General features: G+C 59.9%; 16 protein-coding genes. 9 read left to right on the forward strand and 7 right to left on the reverse strand.

All coding sequences use genetic code 11. The features are described 5' to 3' along the window. Positions 1-156 precede the first annotated feature (156 nt). Positions 157-942 (forward strand): PEP-CTERM sorting domain-containing protein, encoded by a 786-nt coding sequence (locus HHJ06_RS09775; protein WP_215429210.1) that lies wholly within the window; start codon positions 157-159, stop codon positions 940-942. 62 nt (positions 943-1,004) lie between these two features. On the opposite strand, the gene HHJ06_RS09780 is transcribed toward HHJ06_RS09775, so the two are convergent. Continuing rightward, positions 1,005-2,993, reverse strand: a complete 1,989-nt coding sequence (locus HHJ06_RS09780; RefSeq protein ID WP_251841488.1) for an ATP-dependent helicase — start codon at positions 2,991-2,993, stop codon at positions 1,005-1,007. Between the two features lie 18 nt (positions 2,994-3,011). After that, a complete protein-coding gene (fmt, locus tag HHJ06_RS09785) occupies positions 3,012-3,956 on the reverse strand; it encodes a methionyl-tRNA formyltransferase (RefSeq protein WP_215429216.1) in 945 nt (314 codons plus the stop codon). A gap of 181 nt (positions 3,957-4,137) precedes the next feature. Here fmt and HHJ06_RS09790 point away from each other — a divergent pair, with 181 nt between their 5' ends. The 6 genes from HHJ06_RS09790 to dtd all read left to right on the forward strand — a co-directional run bounded on the left by HHJ06_RS09790 (position 4,138) and on the right by dtd (position 8,212). Then, positions 4,138-5,283 carry an MGDG synthase family glycosyltransferase gene (locus HHJ06_RS09790; RefSeq protein ID WP_215429223.1) on the forward strand — a complete coding sequence of 382 codons (1,146 nt, stop codon included), beginning with the start codon at positions 4,138-4,140 and terminating at the stop codon, positions 5,281-5,283. A gap of 5 nt (positions 5,284-5,288) precedes the next feature. Continuing rightward, positions 5,289-6,017, forward strand: a complete 729-nt coding sequence (locus HHJ06_RS09795) for a type III pantothenate kinase (protein ID WP_215429230.1) — start codon at positions 5,289-5,291, stop codon at positions 6,015-6,017. A 133-nt stretch (positions 6,018-6,150) separates the two neighbouring features. Continuing rightward, complete coding sequence (locus HHJ06_RS09800; protein ID WP_012420022.1) at positions 6,151-6,393, forward strand: acyl carrier protein; 243 nt, start codon at positions 6,151-6,153, stop codon at positions 6,391-6,393. Between the two features lie 94 nt (positions 6,394-6,487). After that, the gene (locus tag HHJ06_RS09805) at positions 6,488-7,030 is read left to right on the forward strand and encodes a hypothetical protein (RefSeq protein WP_251841489.1); all 543 of its coding nucleotides are present in this window, start codon (positions 6,488-6,490) and stop codon (positions 7,028-7,030) included. Further along, the gene (locus tag HHJ06_RS09810; protein ID WP_215429234.1) at positions 6,987-7,763 is read left to right on the forward strand and encodes a LysM peptidoglycan-binding domain-containing protein; all 777 of its coding nucleotides are present in this window, start codon (positions 6,987-6,989) and stop codon (positions 7,761-7,763) included. The genes HHJ06_RS09805 and HHJ06_RS09810 overlap by 44 nt, the downstream gene beginning before the upstream one ends. Further along, on the forward strand, positions 7,760-8,212 hold the full coding sequence (gene dtd, locus HHJ06_RS09815) for a D-aminoacyl-tRNA deacylase (protein WP_215429243.1): 453 nt from the start codon (positions 7,760-7,762) through the stop codon (positions 8,210-8,212). Before HHJ06_RS09810 ends, dtd begins: the two co-directional genes overlap by 4 nt. 522 nt (positions 8,213-8,734) lie before the next feature. Here the strand turns inward: dtd and HHJ06_RS09820 are convergent. Genes HHJ06_RS09820 through HHJ06_RS09830 form a run of 3 tightly spaced genes read right to left on the reverse strand, consistent with a single transcriptional unit; the run spans position 8,735 to position 12,191 of the window. Next, the gene (locus tag HHJ06_RS09820) at positions 8,735-9,502 is read right to left on the reverse strand and encodes a succinate dehydrogenase/fumarate reductase iron-sulfur subunit (protein ID WP_215429245.1); all 768 of its coding nucleotides are present in this window, start codon (positions 9,500-9,502) and stop codon (positions 8,735-8,737) included. Positions 9,503-9,542: 40 nt separating this feature from the next. Beyond that, positions 9,543-11,501: a fumarate reductase/succinate dehydrogenase flavoprotein subunit gene (locus HHJ06_RS09825; RefSeq protein ID WP_215429247.1), complete on the reverse strand. Its 1,959-nt coding sequence runs from the start codon at positions 11,499-11,501 to the stop codon at positions 9,543-9,545. A gap of 21 nt (positions 11,502-11,522) precedes the next feature. Beyond that, positions 11,523-12,191: a succinate dehydrogenase cytochrome b subunit gene (locus HHJ06_RS09830; RefSeq protein WP_215429249.1), complete on the reverse strand. Its 669-nt coding sequence runs from the start codon at positions 12,189-12,191 to the stop codon at positions 11,523-11,525. 233 nt (positions 12,192-12,424) lie between these two features. Here HHJ06_RS09830 and HHJ06_RS09835 point away from each other — a divergent pair, with 233 nt between their 5' ends. Both HHJ06_RS09835 and HHJ06_RS09840 read left to right on the forward strand, forming a co-directional pair. Beyond that, positions 12,425-12,697, forward strand: a complete 273-nt coding sequence (locus HHJ06_RS09835) for a hypothetical protein (RefSeq protein ID WP_215429251.1) — start codon at positions 12,425-12,427, stop codon at positions 12,695-12,697. A 5-nt stretch (positions 12,698-12,702) separates the two neighbouring features. Further along, positions 12,703-13,515, forward strand: coding sequence for a TatD family hydrolase (locus HHJ06_RS09840; RefSeq protein WP_251841491.1), 813 nt, complete (start codon positions 12,703-12,705; stop codon positions 13,513-13,515). Positions 13,516-13,549: 34 nt separating this feature from the next. Here HHJ06_RS09840 and HHJ06_RS09845 read toward each other — a convergent pair whose 3' ends face one another. Next, positions 13,550-13,687, reverse strand: a complete 138-nt coding sequence (locus HHJ06_RS09845; RefSeq protein ID WP_215429254.1) for a hypothetical protein — start codon at positions 13,685-13,687, stop codon at positions 13,550-13,552. A gap of 537 nt (positions 13,688-14,224) precedes the next feature. Next, complete coding sequence (locus tag HHJ06_RS09850; protein WP_215429256.1) at positions 14,225-14,938, reverse strand: PEP-CTERM sorting domain-containing protein; 714 nt, start codon at positions 14,936-14,938, stop codon at positions 14,225-14,227. Positions 14,939-15,013: the final 75 nt, after the last annotated feature.

Genomic DNA, 15,013 nt, shown 5'->3' on the forward strand with positions numbered 1-15,013 from the left:
GTCAAATCCCTTGTTGACGTCACTTGAATAAAAAACGCCGACAAGGAAATAATTAAAAGGAAACACTCTATCTCTGCTGATGATATGAAAATGCGTTTATGTGTACTGTCGCTCCTTGCTCTTCTGTGCTCCGCACCGGGATGGGGGAAGACGACAATGATTTCGTTCGGAGAAAGTTCCAACACTTACTCCGCTCCGTGGAACCTGGCCAGCGGCGCCGTATCCGGTACCAGCCGCGGCACTTCCTCCCTGACGGCAACAGACAATACGAATTCCCTGATCAAGGTAACCTACACGGCTGGCGGTTTGCTCGGCGTATCCCAGGCGACCAACGCCCCCCTGTCCTTCACGGGCGTGACCACCACGATCGGAAGCGGGGGCCTGAACATGTGGAAGCAGGCTTATGGCTATGACCTGGATTCCTCCAAGACCGCCCGCGGCTGGAATGAAAACCTCGTCCTCGGCGTAGGCGGCCTGGTCACTCCCGGTCAGATCAACGTTACCGGATTCCAGGCCAATAATTCCTACACGATGTCTTCCGTATTTACCGTAAGCGGTCTGGCCAACGTAGCCACCTGGGGGACGAACAGTCCCGTGACTCTGACCGGAAACGGACTCACCGTCAAGAATATCTACCTGGCCGGCACCAACGGACAGGTGGTTGACCTGCTCCACATTGGCAGCGGCAGCCTGGCTACCCTGCTTTCCGGGGGAACGTTCATGCTGACATGGCAGTTTGAAACCTCCGCCGGTTTCAATCCCACTTCCGACGTGTCCATGCAATTCGCCGACAGCCTGCTCAATTTGGGCGGCAACTACGGCGTCTCCGCCATGGCGGTGACGAACGGAATGCCCAACCTGACGGTTCCGGAACCGGCCACGGCCTCCCTGAGCCTGCTGGGACTGGCCGCCCTGCTGATGCGCCGCCGCCGCTCCCGCTGAACCTGTTTCAGCAGAAAATGACTCATGGTTTAAAGGCAGCCGGTGAAACACCCGGCTGCCTTTTAGTCGTCTTCCAGCAGCATGCTGCGGAGGGAGTCAAAGAAGTTTCCGGACTCCTCCTCCGTGGCTTCCGCGTTCATCAGGTCGTCCCACTTGGCATACTCCATGAGGTGGGGCGGAATCTCGCTCAGGAAGGAGGAGCGCTGGCAGGGCATGCGGTCTCCGTAGCGCAGGCGCGTGGAACAATAGGTCAGCATGAGCTTTTCCTGCGCGCGGGTGATGCCCACGTAAAGCAGGCGGCGTTCCTCGTCACAGTTGCCGTCTTCCAGGGAACGCTTGTGGGGCAGGATGCCTTCTTCCAGCCCCACCAGGTAGACGACGGGGAATTCCAGTCCCTTGGCGGCGTGCATGGTGATCAGGCACACGCCGGGCTTGTTCTCCACGTCGTCGTCATTATCTTCCTTGTCCAGGGTGACCTGGGCCAGGTAGTCCCGGAGGGTTTTTCCGGGCTGCCAGAAGTTGCGGAGGGAGGCCTTCACGTCCCCGATGGAGACGAGGCGCTTCTGGATTTCAGCTTCCGTCTTGCACAGGCGCGTTACATAATCGCTGAACCCGGTTTCCTCAATGAGCTGCTCCATGGCGTCGCCGAAGTCCGTTTCCTTGTCCTGGAAGATGTCAATGTACCTGGCGATCAGTTCATTGAACTCCTGCACGCTGTTGCGGGCGCGGGTGGAAAGGGTCGCCAGGAATTCCTCGTCCTGCAGGGCGGCCCAGACGCTGTTGCCATGTTCCCGGCTCCAGTCAATGGCCAGGTGGCTGGTCAGCTCGCTGATGCCGCGCGGGGGCGTATTCAGGATGCGCAGCAGGTATTCGTCCGCCTGCGGGTTCTCAATCGTCGCCAGGTAGGAAATGAGGTCCTTCACCTCCTTGCGGTCAAAGAAGCTCTGCGCCCCCACCATGCGGTAGGGGATTTTGTGCTCCCGGAGCGTCTGTTCAATGATGCGGCTCTGGGTGTTGGCCCGGAACAGGATGGCGAAGTCCTCCCAGGGACGCTCCTCCTGCCTGCGGACGTTTTCAATGTCCGTGATGATGAACTCCGCCTCCTCCGCGTCTCCGGGCATGGAAATCAGGCGCACGGCTTCCCCGCCTCCCTTGTGGGCGCGCAGCGTCTTGTCCCTGCGGCCCAGGTTGTGGCGGATCAGCGCATTGGCCGCGTCCAGGATGGGGGCGGTGCAGCGGTAATTCTCCTCCAGCTTGATGACGGTGGGATTCGGGAAAAAGCGTTCGAACTCCAGGATATTGCTGATCTGGGCGCCGCGCCAGCCGTAAATGGACTGGTCGTCGTCCCCCACCACGCAGACATTGTGCGCCGGGCCCACCAGATGGCCCAGCAGGCTCATCTGGAGGCTGTTGGTATCCTGGAACTCATCCACCGTAATATAGCGGAAGCGCTGCTGCCAGGCTTCCCGCACGTCCGGATGTTCCTTCAGCAGCTTGTCCGCCAGGATCAGCAGGTCGTCAAAATCCACGGAGTTCTGTGCCTGGAGCTCCCGCTGGTAGGAGGCGGCGATGTTGGCCGTCAGGTTGTCTTCAATGGAGTCCAGCCCCAGGCCGCTGTTCTTCATCCGGCTCATGGCGGAAAGGACGTCCTTGGGGCCGATCTTTTCCGTAATGCCTCCGTGGCGGACAATCAGGCGCCGGATCAGGCCGCTCTGCTCGGAACCGCTGTAAATGGTGAAATTGGTTTTGTACCCCAGGCGCCCGATGTCTTCCCGCAGGATGCGCACGCAGAGGGAATGGAAGGTGCTCACCATGATCTGGCGCGCCGCCTTCCGCTCCACCATCTGGCCCACGCGTTCCCGCATTTCCAGGGCGGCCTTGTTCGTGAACGTGACGGCCAGGATGCTTTTGGGGCTGATGCCGCGGTCCACCATGTGGGCGATGCGGCAGGTGACGGTGCGCGTCTTGCCCGTTCCGGCCCCGGCCAGAATGAGCACAGGCCCCTGCAGGGTCTGCACGGCCTTCCTCTGGGCCGTGTTCAGGCTATCCATGGAAAAGGACTTTCCCATTTACACGTCGAAGTGGATATCTTTCAAATTCGGGTGCCCGGCAATCAGCTGGGAGATACTCATGCGCGTGCTGCCTTCCAGCTGAACCTCCGTCACCAGCAGGCCGCCGCTTCCGCAGGCGATCAGCAGCCCCGGTTCTCCAGCGGAAAGCACCTGGCCCGGTTTCCCCTGCGCCTCCGGAACGATGGTGAAGCCGGGGAAAATTTTCATGTTGCGGATGCGGTTCTTGCGGTTCCAATAATTGGTGAAGGTGCCGGGCCAGGGGTCATACGCCCGGATCATGCGGCCTATTTCCTCCGCGGTGCGCGTCCAGTCAATCTTGCCGTCCGCCCGCAGGAGCTTGGGAGCGTACGTGGCCAGGAACTCCTGCTGCGGAACACGGGTGGCGGTTCCTTTTTCAATGGAGTGGATGGCCGGGAGCAGAACGTCCGGCGTCATCTGCGCCAGCTTGTCGTGCAGGGTTCCTCCGGTTTCCGTTCCTTCCAGCGGGGTGCTGATCTGGGCGATGATGTCCCCGGCGTCCAGCTTTTTGACAATGTGCATGATCGTGATACCCGTGTGGGAATCTCCGGACTTGATGGCGGACTGGATGCAGGCGGCCCCGCGGTGGCGCGGCAGCAGGGAGGCGTGCGCGTTAATGCAGCCCATGGGAGCCAGGTCAATCACCTCCTGGCTCAGAATCTGTCCGTAGGCCATGACGGCAATCAGGTCCGGGTTCAGCCTCCTGAGGCTGACCAGCGCGTCCGCCGTCCGCAGGGAATGCGGCTGGAGCACGGGGATGCCCGCTTCCCTGGCAAGGTTCTTGATGGCGGGAGCCGTAAGCACCTGGTGCCTGCCCACGGGGCGGTCAGGCTGCGTAACCAGGCCTACCAGGTCCGTGTTACGGATCAGGCTGCGGAAGGCGGGAATGGCAATGTCGCCTGTGCCCATGAAGACGATGCGCATGGCTGAAAGCTTGCCCTGACGGCCTGCGCAGGTCAATGTTAAATCCGGATTCGGCAGGGGAATATTGGCGCTGGAAGGCCATTTTTACGGTTCCTTTCCGTCCCGCAGCGGCCGGGAAAAGGGCGGGGAATGTCCCGCATGGCCGTTTCCCTGCAAGAAGTTCTTTCCGATTGGGCCGGATATGGTATATCCTTGCTTCATGGAGAAAGGAAGGCTGCCGCGCATTCTGATTCTGACTGCAGGGTACGGGGAAGGGCACCATTCCGCGGCCCGAGGCGTGCGTGATGCGCTGGCGGGGCGCGCGGAAGTCCGCGTGACGGACCTGTGCGCGGAGGCCATGCCCGGCATGTTCCGCGTGACCCGCGCCGCGTACCTCTGGATCATTTCCCGCACCCCGCGCCTCTGGAAGCTGATGTATGAGGTGAGCGACAGGCGCAACCTGGCGGAGAAGCCCGTCAAGGGGCTGGGCCCGGTGGAACATCTGCTGGAACGCCTGCTGCGGGAATGGAAGCCGGACGCCGTTGTCTCCACGTACATGGTGTATCCTTACATGCTGGATTCCCTGGCGGCCCGTACCGGGAAGGCCGTGCCGTACCTGACCGTCGTGACGGACTCCTGCGTGATCAACAAGTCCTGGCTGTGTTCGGAATCCCCGCTGTGGGCCGTAACGGATCCCTGGACGCGGGAAATCATGGTGGAAAAGGGCCTTCCGCCGGACAGGCTGCGCGTGACGGGATTTCCCGTCAATCCCGGCCTGGGCGCGCTGGCGCGGGAGCATCCCGTTTCCTGGAGGGAGGGGGAGCCGTTCCGCGTGCTTTACTTTGCCCAGCGTTCCGCACGGCATGCCCGCGCGGAGCTGGAAGCCATGCTGGAGGCGGACCCCGCCATCAGCGTGACCTGCATACTGGGGCGCCGGTTCAGGCGCATTTACCCCCGTATACGGGAGTTGCGCGCCAGGTACGGGCGCAGGCTGACGGTGCGCGGCTGGACGCGCCGCGTGCCCTCCTACCTTTCAGCCAGCCATGTGGTGGTGGGGAAGGCCGGGGGAGCCACGGTGCATGAGGTGCTGGCGGCCGCGCGGCCCATGCTGGTCAACTTCCTTCTTCCGGGCCAGGAAGAGGGCAACGCTCGCCTGCTGGAAAGGCTGGGCGGCGGACGCCATGTTCCGGATGCACGCGCCCTGGCCTCCGCCCTGGCTGGGATGATGGCGGACGGCGGCGCGCCATGGCGGCGCATGCATGAAAATTTATTGAAGGCGAATATGACCGGAGGAAGCGGGCGGATAGCGGATTTGGTCTTGAAACTGGCGCAGGAACGTACTAACTGATTCCCGTGACCTATCTGCTGATTGACAATTCCAACACGCGCACCAAGTTCGTGCTCTCCACGCCGGACGCCCTGCTGCCGGAACGGTACATGATTCCCACCCGGGAGGTGAGCGAGGAACGGCTGGATGAAGTACTTTCCGGCGTGCGTTATGATGCCGCCGTGGTGTGCTCCGTGGTGCCGCGCGTGGCGGAAGCGCTGAAAAACTGGATGGTCAGGCCGTGCCACTTCCTCTCCTGTGATTCCAGGCTGAACGTGGGCATTGACTATCCGCACCCGCGCCAGATAGGCGCTGACAGGCTGGCGAATGCCGTAGGCGCGGTGGCGTATTACGGGTACCCGTGCGTCGTGGTGGACTTCGGCACCGCAGTGACCTTTGACGTGATCGGCCCCGAATGCACGTACAAGGGCGGCGTGATCGCTCCGGGGCTTGCCAGCATGGGAGATTACCTGGCGCGCAATACCGCGCTCCTTCCCGCCATTGACCCCCAGGAGCCTTCCCGCGTCATCGGAACCAGCACGGTGGAGGCCATGCAGTCCGGCGCCGTGTACGGCTACCGGGGGCTGGTGAAGGAAATCCTGGCCCGGCTGGAAGGGGAGCTGGGCGTCCGGCCCGCCGTGGTGGCTACGGGCGGGGATGCCGCGCTGATCGCCAGGGGCGTGGAACGCATTGACCGCGTGGACCCGGATATTACGCTGAACGGGCTGCGCATGGCGGCCTCCCTGAATCTTTGAAGAACGGGCAAGGAACTGGACAGGAGTTCATTACTTCCGGAAAAACGGCCGGATGACACGTAAAAACTCACAAATAGGTGTTGCAAATTGCGTATACCCCATGTAGTATTCATGAACCTTAACAATAAATATCATGTCTGACAACAGCATCGAAGAAAAAGTAAGAAGTATCATCGTTGACCAACTTGGCGTTGAATCCGATAAAGTGACTGCTGATGCGAAATTCATCGAGGATCTCGGTGCTGATTCGCTGGATACCGTTGAACTCGTGATGGCTTTCGAAGAAAACTTTGACATTGAAGTGCCCGACGAAGAAGCTGAAAAGCTCCAGTCCGTTGCCGACGTGGTTGCCTACATCGAAAAGGTTCAGGGTTAAGTTGAACTGCTAAAATCCTTTATTACAAGAGCGGCTTCCCTGTCCCAGGCAAGGAAGCCGCTTTTTTATGGAAAGCCCCCAGCTTTCTTCTCTTATGAATGACCTGCCCGCCTTCTCCCGTGACGATATCCGCTATGCGGCGGAGATGACCCGGGTGATTTATGAACCGGATCGCCGTATTGACACCTTTGGAGATACCAGGTTCAATTTCCTTCTCATCAGCGAGCTGATGGATGAAGCGGGCGTGGTGCGCGTGCGCAGCGGCTGGGTGGAGGCGGAGAAGCCCAAGATCATCAAGCCTTCCATTTACAATGAAGTCAGTACGGAGGGTTTTTCCGGTGAGGCCAAACGCTTCTTTGACTGGCTTGCCAAAAATGGCCCGGGTTTCATGACGCTGCTGGAATACGGTTTCAGCTTCAAGAGGTCGGAGGTGAGGGAGGAAATTCTGCATGAACCCCTTGAGTCCGTGCGCGGGCGCCTGCTGGACCAGGTGCGCAACGGGGAGGATACGTTCATGGCCCTTATTGAGGGGGTGGATGACGCATGGGAGGTCTCCCTCTTGAAATTCACTGTGGAAATGATACAAAAATCCCATGAGATCAATATCTTTGACTTCAAGCGCAAGGGCCTTCTTTAGCCTGCTGGCGGCGGCCTTCTGCGCCCAGGGAGTTTTGGCGGACGGAGAGAACTATTCCCTCTGGCCTCGCCGTCCGGAAGCCCTGGCGGAGGCGCGCCGCCTGATGGACCGCGGCACGCTGCCCCAGGCTCTGGAACTGCTCCAGCCCCTGGCGGAGCAGGGAGGCGTGGTGGGGCGCGAGGCGAAGGATCTCATCGGCAGCCTGCGCATCCGCCAGTTGCTGGACCCCAACGGTCCGGACGTGAAGAAATACACTGTCCGGAGGGGGGATTCCTGGATACGCATGGTCAGGAAGCTGGAATGTTCCCAGGCCATGCTGATGCATCTCAACGGCCTGATGGATATTCCCGTCCTGCATGCGGGGGACGTGTTCAAGTACCGTCCGCTGAATTTCCACGTGGTGGTCAACGTGCCGGAAAAAGAGGTCTGCCTTTACGACGGTAAGAATTTTGTGAAGGGGTACCCTATTCTGGCCATGAGGGATGGCGGGAAAAAGAATGTGGAAACCGCCGTCAAGGAGGACCAGGCCTCCGTCTCCATTTACAGCAAGCAGTTCCCCTCTGCGGATAAAACGCTGCTGCTGGCGGCGGGCGGGTATGTCATTGACGCCTCCCGCGGCGCGCCCCGTTCACCGGGCTTTTATTTAAGCCGGCAGGATTGTAATGAACTGGCCATGCTGACCCGTGCGGGCACCAGGGTGACCATTCTCAGGGAGAAGGGAGCGGAGCAGTGAGACTGGTCATTCAGCGCGTTACGAAGGCCGCCGTGCACATCGGCGGCGTGTGCGCCGGGAGCACGGGGGCCGGCCTGCTGATTCTGGCGGGCATTGAAGAAGCGGATACGGAAGAGGATGTGTGCTGGCTTGCCAAAAAGGCGGCGGACATGCGCATTTTTTCCGATGCGGAGGGGAAGATGAACCTTTCCGCAAGGGAGACGGGCGGAAGCGCGCTGGTGGTGAGCCAGTTTACGCTGCACGCCTCCACCCGGAAGGGCAACAGGCCCTCCTTCATCCGCGCCGCAAGGCCTGAGCACGCCATTCCGCTGTATGAGCTGTTCAAGGAGGAACTGGCGGATTTGCTGGAAGGCCGGGTGCAGAGCGGGGAGTTTGGCGCGGACATGCAGGTTTCCCTGGTCAATGACGGGCCGGTAACCATTTTCATGGACTCCCGCAGCAGGGAGTGAGGGGGAGGGGTTAGTGAGGAGAGTTGAGTTGGGAGCGGCCTTGCGGAGTGGGGACTGCCTCCATCCGGAAGTGACAGGGCCAATAAAGGGAAGCCGTACCGTTTTTGCGTTTGGCGCGTATAAGGCGCGCTGTGAGCAGCCATAAGTACTTGAAAAGGATTGAAATTGGTTGAAGAAGCTTGAAAACACAGGCTTCCGCTCCGGGGTGGAAGGGCCACGGGGCAATTGAAGAAATAAATGCCTGAAAGGGGCCGTCTTGAATAATTGAAAGGGGCATTTGTCCCATTGGAGATACTTCACCCTTTTCCTTCCCTTGCCTGATCTTTTCAGTCACTTAAGGGTCTGCTCTTCCGCCCATTGATGGTTGGTTGCAACGCCGTCTTGCGGAAAGCGGGAATGCTGCACTTGCATCGGTTTCAGTCTGTTGCGCAGGTTTGCGGCGTTCCTGAACAATAAAAGAACTCCCGGCGGGCACGAGCGCCGCCGGGAGTTCTGATTGACGTTTTGAAAAGGGAGCCTGCCTTAGTAGGCCAGGCCTTCCTTAGTGTTGGCCACGATGAAGTCGCGGTTGAGGCGGGCGATGTTGTCCACGCTCACGCCCTTGGGGCAGGCGGCTTCGCATTCATACTGGTTCGTGCAGTTGCCGAAGCCTTCCGCTTCCATCTGCTTCATCATGGACAGGACGCGCTTGGTGCGTTCCGGCTGTCCCTGCGGCAGCAGATTGAGGTGGGCGATCTTGGCGGACGTGAACAGCATGGCGGAGGCGTTCTTGCAGGAGGCCACGCAGGCGCCGCAGCCGATGCAGGCGGCGGCGTCAAAGGCGGCTTCCGCCTTCACTTTTTCCACGGCGATGTTGTTGGCGTTCGGCGCGGAGCCGGTGCGCACGTCAATGTAGCCGCCGGCGGCGATGATGCGGTCCAGGGCGGAGCGGTCCACCATGAGGTCCCGCAGGATTGGGAAGGCCTTCGCGCGGAAGGGTTCGATCCAGACGGTATCGCCGTCCTTGAATTTGCGCATGTGGAGCTGGCAGGTGGTCACCTGGCGTTCCGGGCCGTGGGGGATGCCGTTGATCGTCAGGGAGCACATGCCGCAGATGCCTTCCCGGCAGTCATGGTCAAAGTGGATCGGCTCCTTGCCTTCCTTGACCAGGCCTTCATTGACGATGTCCAGCATTTCCAGGAAGGAGGCGTCTTCCGGAATGTCCTTGGCGGCATAAGTCTCAATGCGGCCCTTGGCTTCCCGGTTTTCCTGGCGCCAGACCTTGAGAGTGAGATTGAGTGTTTTAGCCATGTTATGATCTTTCTTTTACGTGTTGGTGTATTGGCTATCTTTACTTGTAGCTGCGGATGGCAAGATGCACGTTCTCGAAGGTCAGCGGTTCCTTGTGAAGAATCGGCAGGCTGTCCACCCCGGTGTATTCCCAGGCGGCCACGTAGGCGTATTCTTCGTCGTTGCGCTTGGCTTCGCCGTCCGGCAGCTGGTATTCCACGCGGAAGTGGGCGCCGCAGGATTCCTCGCGGTTCAGGGCGTCATAGCAGAGCAGCTGGGCGAATTCCAGGAAGTCCGCCACGCGGCAGGCCTTTTCCAGTTCCGCATTGATGCCTTCCGCCGTGCCGGTCACGCGCACGTTTTCCCAGAATTCCTTGCGGAGCTGGGGGATGCGTTCAATGGCGTTCATCAGGCTTTCCCGCGTACGGGCCATGCCGCAGTCTTCCCACATGATGAGGCCCAGTTCCCGGTGGAAGGAGTCCACGGTCTTGGTGCCCTTCACGTTCAGGAGCTTGTTGATGCGTTCCTTTACCTCGTCTTCTGCGGCCTTGAATTCCGGGGAGGCGGTAGTGACGGAGCCGGGCTTGATGGTCGTCAGGTAGGCAGGCAGGGTGGCGGGAATGACGAAGTACCCGTCAGACAGGCCCTGCATCAGGGCGGAGGCGCCCAGGCGGTTGGCGCCGTGGTCGGAGAAGTTGGCTTCACCGAGGACGTGCAGGCCTTTTACGTTGGACATGAGGTTGTAGTCCACCCACAGGCCGCCCATCGTGTAGTGGGAGGCGGGATAGATCATCATGGGCGTTTCATGGGGATCGTCGTCCGTGATTTCCTCGTACATGTCGAAGAGGTTGCCGTACTGGCCGTCAATCCATTCGCGGCCCATGCGCTTGATTTCATCCGCAAAGTCCAGGAAGACGCCCTTGCCGGTGATGGCCACGCCGCGGCCGTCGTCGCAGGCTTCCTTGGCGGCGCGGGAAGAAATGTCACGCGGAGCCAGGTTGCCGAAGGAGGGGTACTTGCGTTCCAGGTAATAGTCGCGTTCTTCTTCGGGAACGTCGGAAGGCTTGATTTCCTTCTTGCGGATTTTTTCCGCGGTTTCACGGGACTTGGGCACCCAGATTCGGCCGCTGTTGCGGAGGGATTCCGACATCAGCGTGAGCTTGGACTGGTAGTCCCCCTTCACCGGAATGCAGGTGGGGTGGATCTGCGTGAAGCAGGGGTTGGCAAAGAAGGCGCCGCGCTTGTAGGCCTTGTAGGCGGCGGTGACGTTGCAGCCCATCGCGTTGGTGGACAGGAAGAACACGTTGCCGTAGCCGCCCGTGCAGAGCAGGACGGTGTCCCCGGCGTAGGACTGGATTTCACCGGTGACCAGGTTGCGGGTGACGATGCCCCTGGCTTCGCCGTCCACCAGCACCACGTCCATCATTTCATGGCGGGAGAACATTTCAATGTGCCCCTTGGCCACTTCCTTTTCCAGGGCCTGGTAGGCGCCCAGAAGGAGCTGCTGGCCCGTCTGGCCGCGTGCGTAGAAGGTGCGCTTGAGCTGGGCGCCGCCGAAGGAGCGGTTGTCCAGCAGGCCGCCGTATTCACGGCCGAAGGGGACACCCTGGGCCACGCACTGGTCAATGATGTTGGAGGAAACTTCAGCCAGGCGGTAGACGTTGGCTTCACGGGCGCGGAAGTCGCCGCCCTTCACGGTGTCATAGAACAGGCGGTAGACGGAGTCGCCGTCGTTCTGGTAGTTCTTGGCCGCGTTAATGCCGCCCTGGGCCGCAATGGAGTGGGCGCGACGGGGGCTGTCCTGGTAGCAGAAGCACTTGACGTTGTAGCCAAGCTCGGCAAGCGTGGCGGCGGCGGAGGCGCCGGCCAGGCCGGACCCTACCACGAGCACCGTGTACTTGCGCTTGTTGTTCGGGTTGATCAGTTTGGACTCAAGCTTGTACTTGGACCATTTGTCCTGAATCGGGCCGGAGGGAATCTTGGCATCCGGCATCCAGTCGCTTACGGGAAAATTAATCATGACTTTGAGAGGAGTTGATGGTTATTTGATGACGCCCAGAAGAACCGCGACCGGCACGGAAATGAAGCCCAGGCAGATCACTGCGCCGTACGCGATGGCGAGAAAGTTGTAGAAGGGCCGGATTTTGCGGGAATCAACGCCCACCGTCTGGAAGATGGACTGCACGCCGTGGCGCAGGTGGCTGAACAGCATCAGGATGGCCAGGATGTAGAACGCGGAGCACCATACATTGGAGAACCCGGCCACAATCATCTTGTACACGTCAAAGGTTTCCACCTTGCCGTCGGAAATGAAGGCGGTGTACTGGGAGGGGTCATAACCCACGCGCAGGGTGTACTGGTACAGGTGGTAGATCAGGAACACCAGGATAGTCAGGCCGGTGTAGATCATGTAGCGGGAGGAGAGCGTAGCCTTGATCGTGTTCTTGAACACGTAGGGTTCGCGGGCGGCGTGGTTTTCCAGCTTCAGCTGGATGGTCAGCCAGATGTGGATGATGAAGATCACCGCAAGGCCCAGGCGGATGCCCCAGAGGGCGGCTTCCGGCATGGAGTGCAGGCCGTGGGCGTAAGTGTTGATCCATTCAGGTCCCCCGAAGATGAGAAGGTTGCCTGCCAGGTGTCCCGCAAGGAACAAGACCAAACATAACCCCGTCAGCGCCACAATGATTTTGCGGCCGATGGAGGATGTCACGAATGTACATATGGTTTTTACTAGTGCATTCATAGGCGCTCTAATGAAATAAATGCGTCTCCACAGGATGCCCGGTTCAAAACCGGATGGCAAGCCTCTTCTTGAATTCCCGGCGCTTTTTGGATTTTTGAAAAGGCCCGGAAAGACATTGCAGTTCACTAGTTTGGAATAGTTATAATTTTGTTACCTGTTCCGGCTTGACGCGCCTTTCCGCATGGGCGTATCGTCAGGGCATGAAAAGGAGTAAGAAAGAAGTGCTGGATGCGGATTTTGCGGCGGCGCGCGCCGGAGTGCTGGATGTGGCCGCGTTCCTGGACCGTGTGGACCGTGGGGAAGGGGAGGCGGATTTCCGCTTCCGCGCCCTGATGGAGGTGCTCCCGCTCCTGTCCGCGCCCGGTTCCGGCCGCGTGTGCGCCATCCTGGAAGCCCTTTCCTATACGGATGACGCCGTGCCGGAAACCGCCGCCGCCAAGGCGGCCTGCGGCGCCCCGAACCTCAACAAATAAGAATCATGGCTTTCATTGAACCTCACATACACATGGTGTGCCGCACCACGGACGAATACCGGGCCATGGCGCAGGCGGGCTGCCTGGCGGTAGGGGAGCCGGCGTTCTGGGCCGGCTATGACCGTTCCTCCGCGGACGGTTTCCGGGATTACTTCGTGCAGCTTACGGAATGTGAACCGGCCCGGGCCGCCAAGTTCGGCCTGGACCATTACACCTGGCTGTGCATCAACCCCAAGGAGGCGCAGGACGTGGCCTTTGCCCGGGAGGTGATGCAGCTCATTCCGGAGTTCATTGACCGCCCCAATGTCCTCGGCATCGGGGAGATAGGGCTGAACCGGAACACCACCCACGAGATGACTATTTTTGAAGAGCATCTGGACCTGGCCATACGCCTGCACCAGCTTGTCCTGATCCACACCCCCCATCTGGAAGACAAGCTGAAGGGGACCAGGATGATTCTTTCCGCCCTGAAAAACCGTCCGGAGCTGGACCCGGGCCGCGTGCTGGTGGACCACTGTGAGGAACATACCTTCCCGCTGGTGAGGGAGGCCGGCTACTGGGCCGGGCTGACCCTTTACCCCACCAGCAAGCTGAATCCCAAGCGGGCGGCGGATATTCTGGAAATATACGGAATGGACCGTGTCTGGGCCAATTCCGCCGCGGACTGGGGGGATTCCGATCCTCTGGCGCTGACGGCCCTGGCCTGTGAGCTGTATAAACGGGGATTTTCCCGGCAGGAAGCGGAAAACCTTCTTGTGGGCAATCCGGAAGCGTTCATGGGGCAGTCCCCGAAGTTCCGGAAAGTTTCCTCCCGCTAGCTCCGTTCATGGCGGGGGGATGGCGCTGCGGCACCTAATCCCGGTCCGGAAAAAATACGGTGAAGATGGCTCCCAGGATGACGGCGGCGTCATCCAGGAGGCCCAGCCTGTCTACGCCGGCAAACAGGAATTCGTCCGGAGTCAGGATGTAGGCGGCGGTAAGGATGATCACACATATATTCCGCCTGTTGAAAAAATGCTGTTTTCCTTTTTTGCTTTTGAGATACCAGAAAAGGCGCAGGAGCAGTTGCTGTTTCTGGAGGTTCATGATTGGGATATGGGGTATGCAGGTTAAAACGTTTCCCCTTTTCAGGCGGAAGGTGCAGCTTTAAAAGGGCGTTCTTCCCGGAACGGAGCTGCCCGGGCTGTGCCGGTTTGCGCATGGGAGACTGCAGCAAGGATGGGATACGCCGCCTGCAGAGGGAAGATGGTTTTTCCTGCCTCCGGTTCCGGCTGTTCCAGCGTGGGGAAAAAGGATTTGTGCGGAAGATGGAGCGGCATGGGGGAGCCAGGGAAACATTCCCGGCGGGGAAAAGGCCTGGGCAGCGTTTTTCCGGAGGAGGATATTTCTCCCGTGCGGGATTTGGCCAGGGAGGGCAGGGGAAGGTAGCCGCCCCCGGCAGAGTAGCCGCGCCGCGCGGATGCGGAAAGGGCTGCCCCACGGAGTCGTGAGGCAGCCCTGAAAGAAAAACGGAGGTGCGGTGTGGTTTTATGCCCTGCGGCGGCGCATCATCAGCGCAGCCAGACCCAGCAGGCCCAGTGTGGCCGTGGCGGGTTCCGGCACGCTGGCGATTTCACTCATCAACTGGCCGATCTGTTCCTGGGAAAGGGCGGAGTCATGAACATAAAGCTGTTCAATGGCATCGGCCAGCCCGGCGTTAATCAGAATCTGGGTGATGTCCACCCCGCCGAATTTCAGGCCGCTGGCAGTGTGGTAGGTGTCGCTATTCCCCAAATAAATACGCGTGCCTACATCTCCGGTAACTACGGAAATAGTGAGCTTTCCTTCAGATCCCAGGGGAGAAGAAGTAGGACCGCCGCTGTAGGCGCCGTTGTTCCATAAGCCCTGGAGGGCGCCGGAGGTATTGATGCCCACGCCCCAGCTCGTGCTGCCGCCCTTGGCGTTGAACAGGGCCGTGAAAGCGTCCGGGGCGGTGATCCTGGATAAATCCAGAACCATGGTCACGGTCATGTTGTTGCGCGTGTTGCTTTCGGAAACGGGCTTGCTGAAGGTCGTGCCGGACATCACCAGATTGCCTCCATCAGTGGTGATGGCGACGGAATCCTTCTGAGTGCCGAAATCCGCCAGGCGTGAGGCAAAATCGGAATACCCGACAATGGAACTGTCCAGAAGCGTGGTAGCCGCGGTAGCGCTCATGCTCATGCCGGCTGCAAGCATCAAGATGGATAGTATTTTCTTCATGATCAATGTTCTGGGGTGAATGGTGCGCATTCGCGTGCATAAGCAGGTGCTTCTGCGTAAATAGCTAAATAGCGG

The organism is Akkermansia muciniphila (genome assembly GCF_018709685.1).
Taxonomy (GTDB): Bacteria; Verrucomicrobiota; Verrucomicrobiia; order Verrucomicrobiales; family Akkermansiaceae; genus Akkermansia; species Akkermansia muciniphila_E.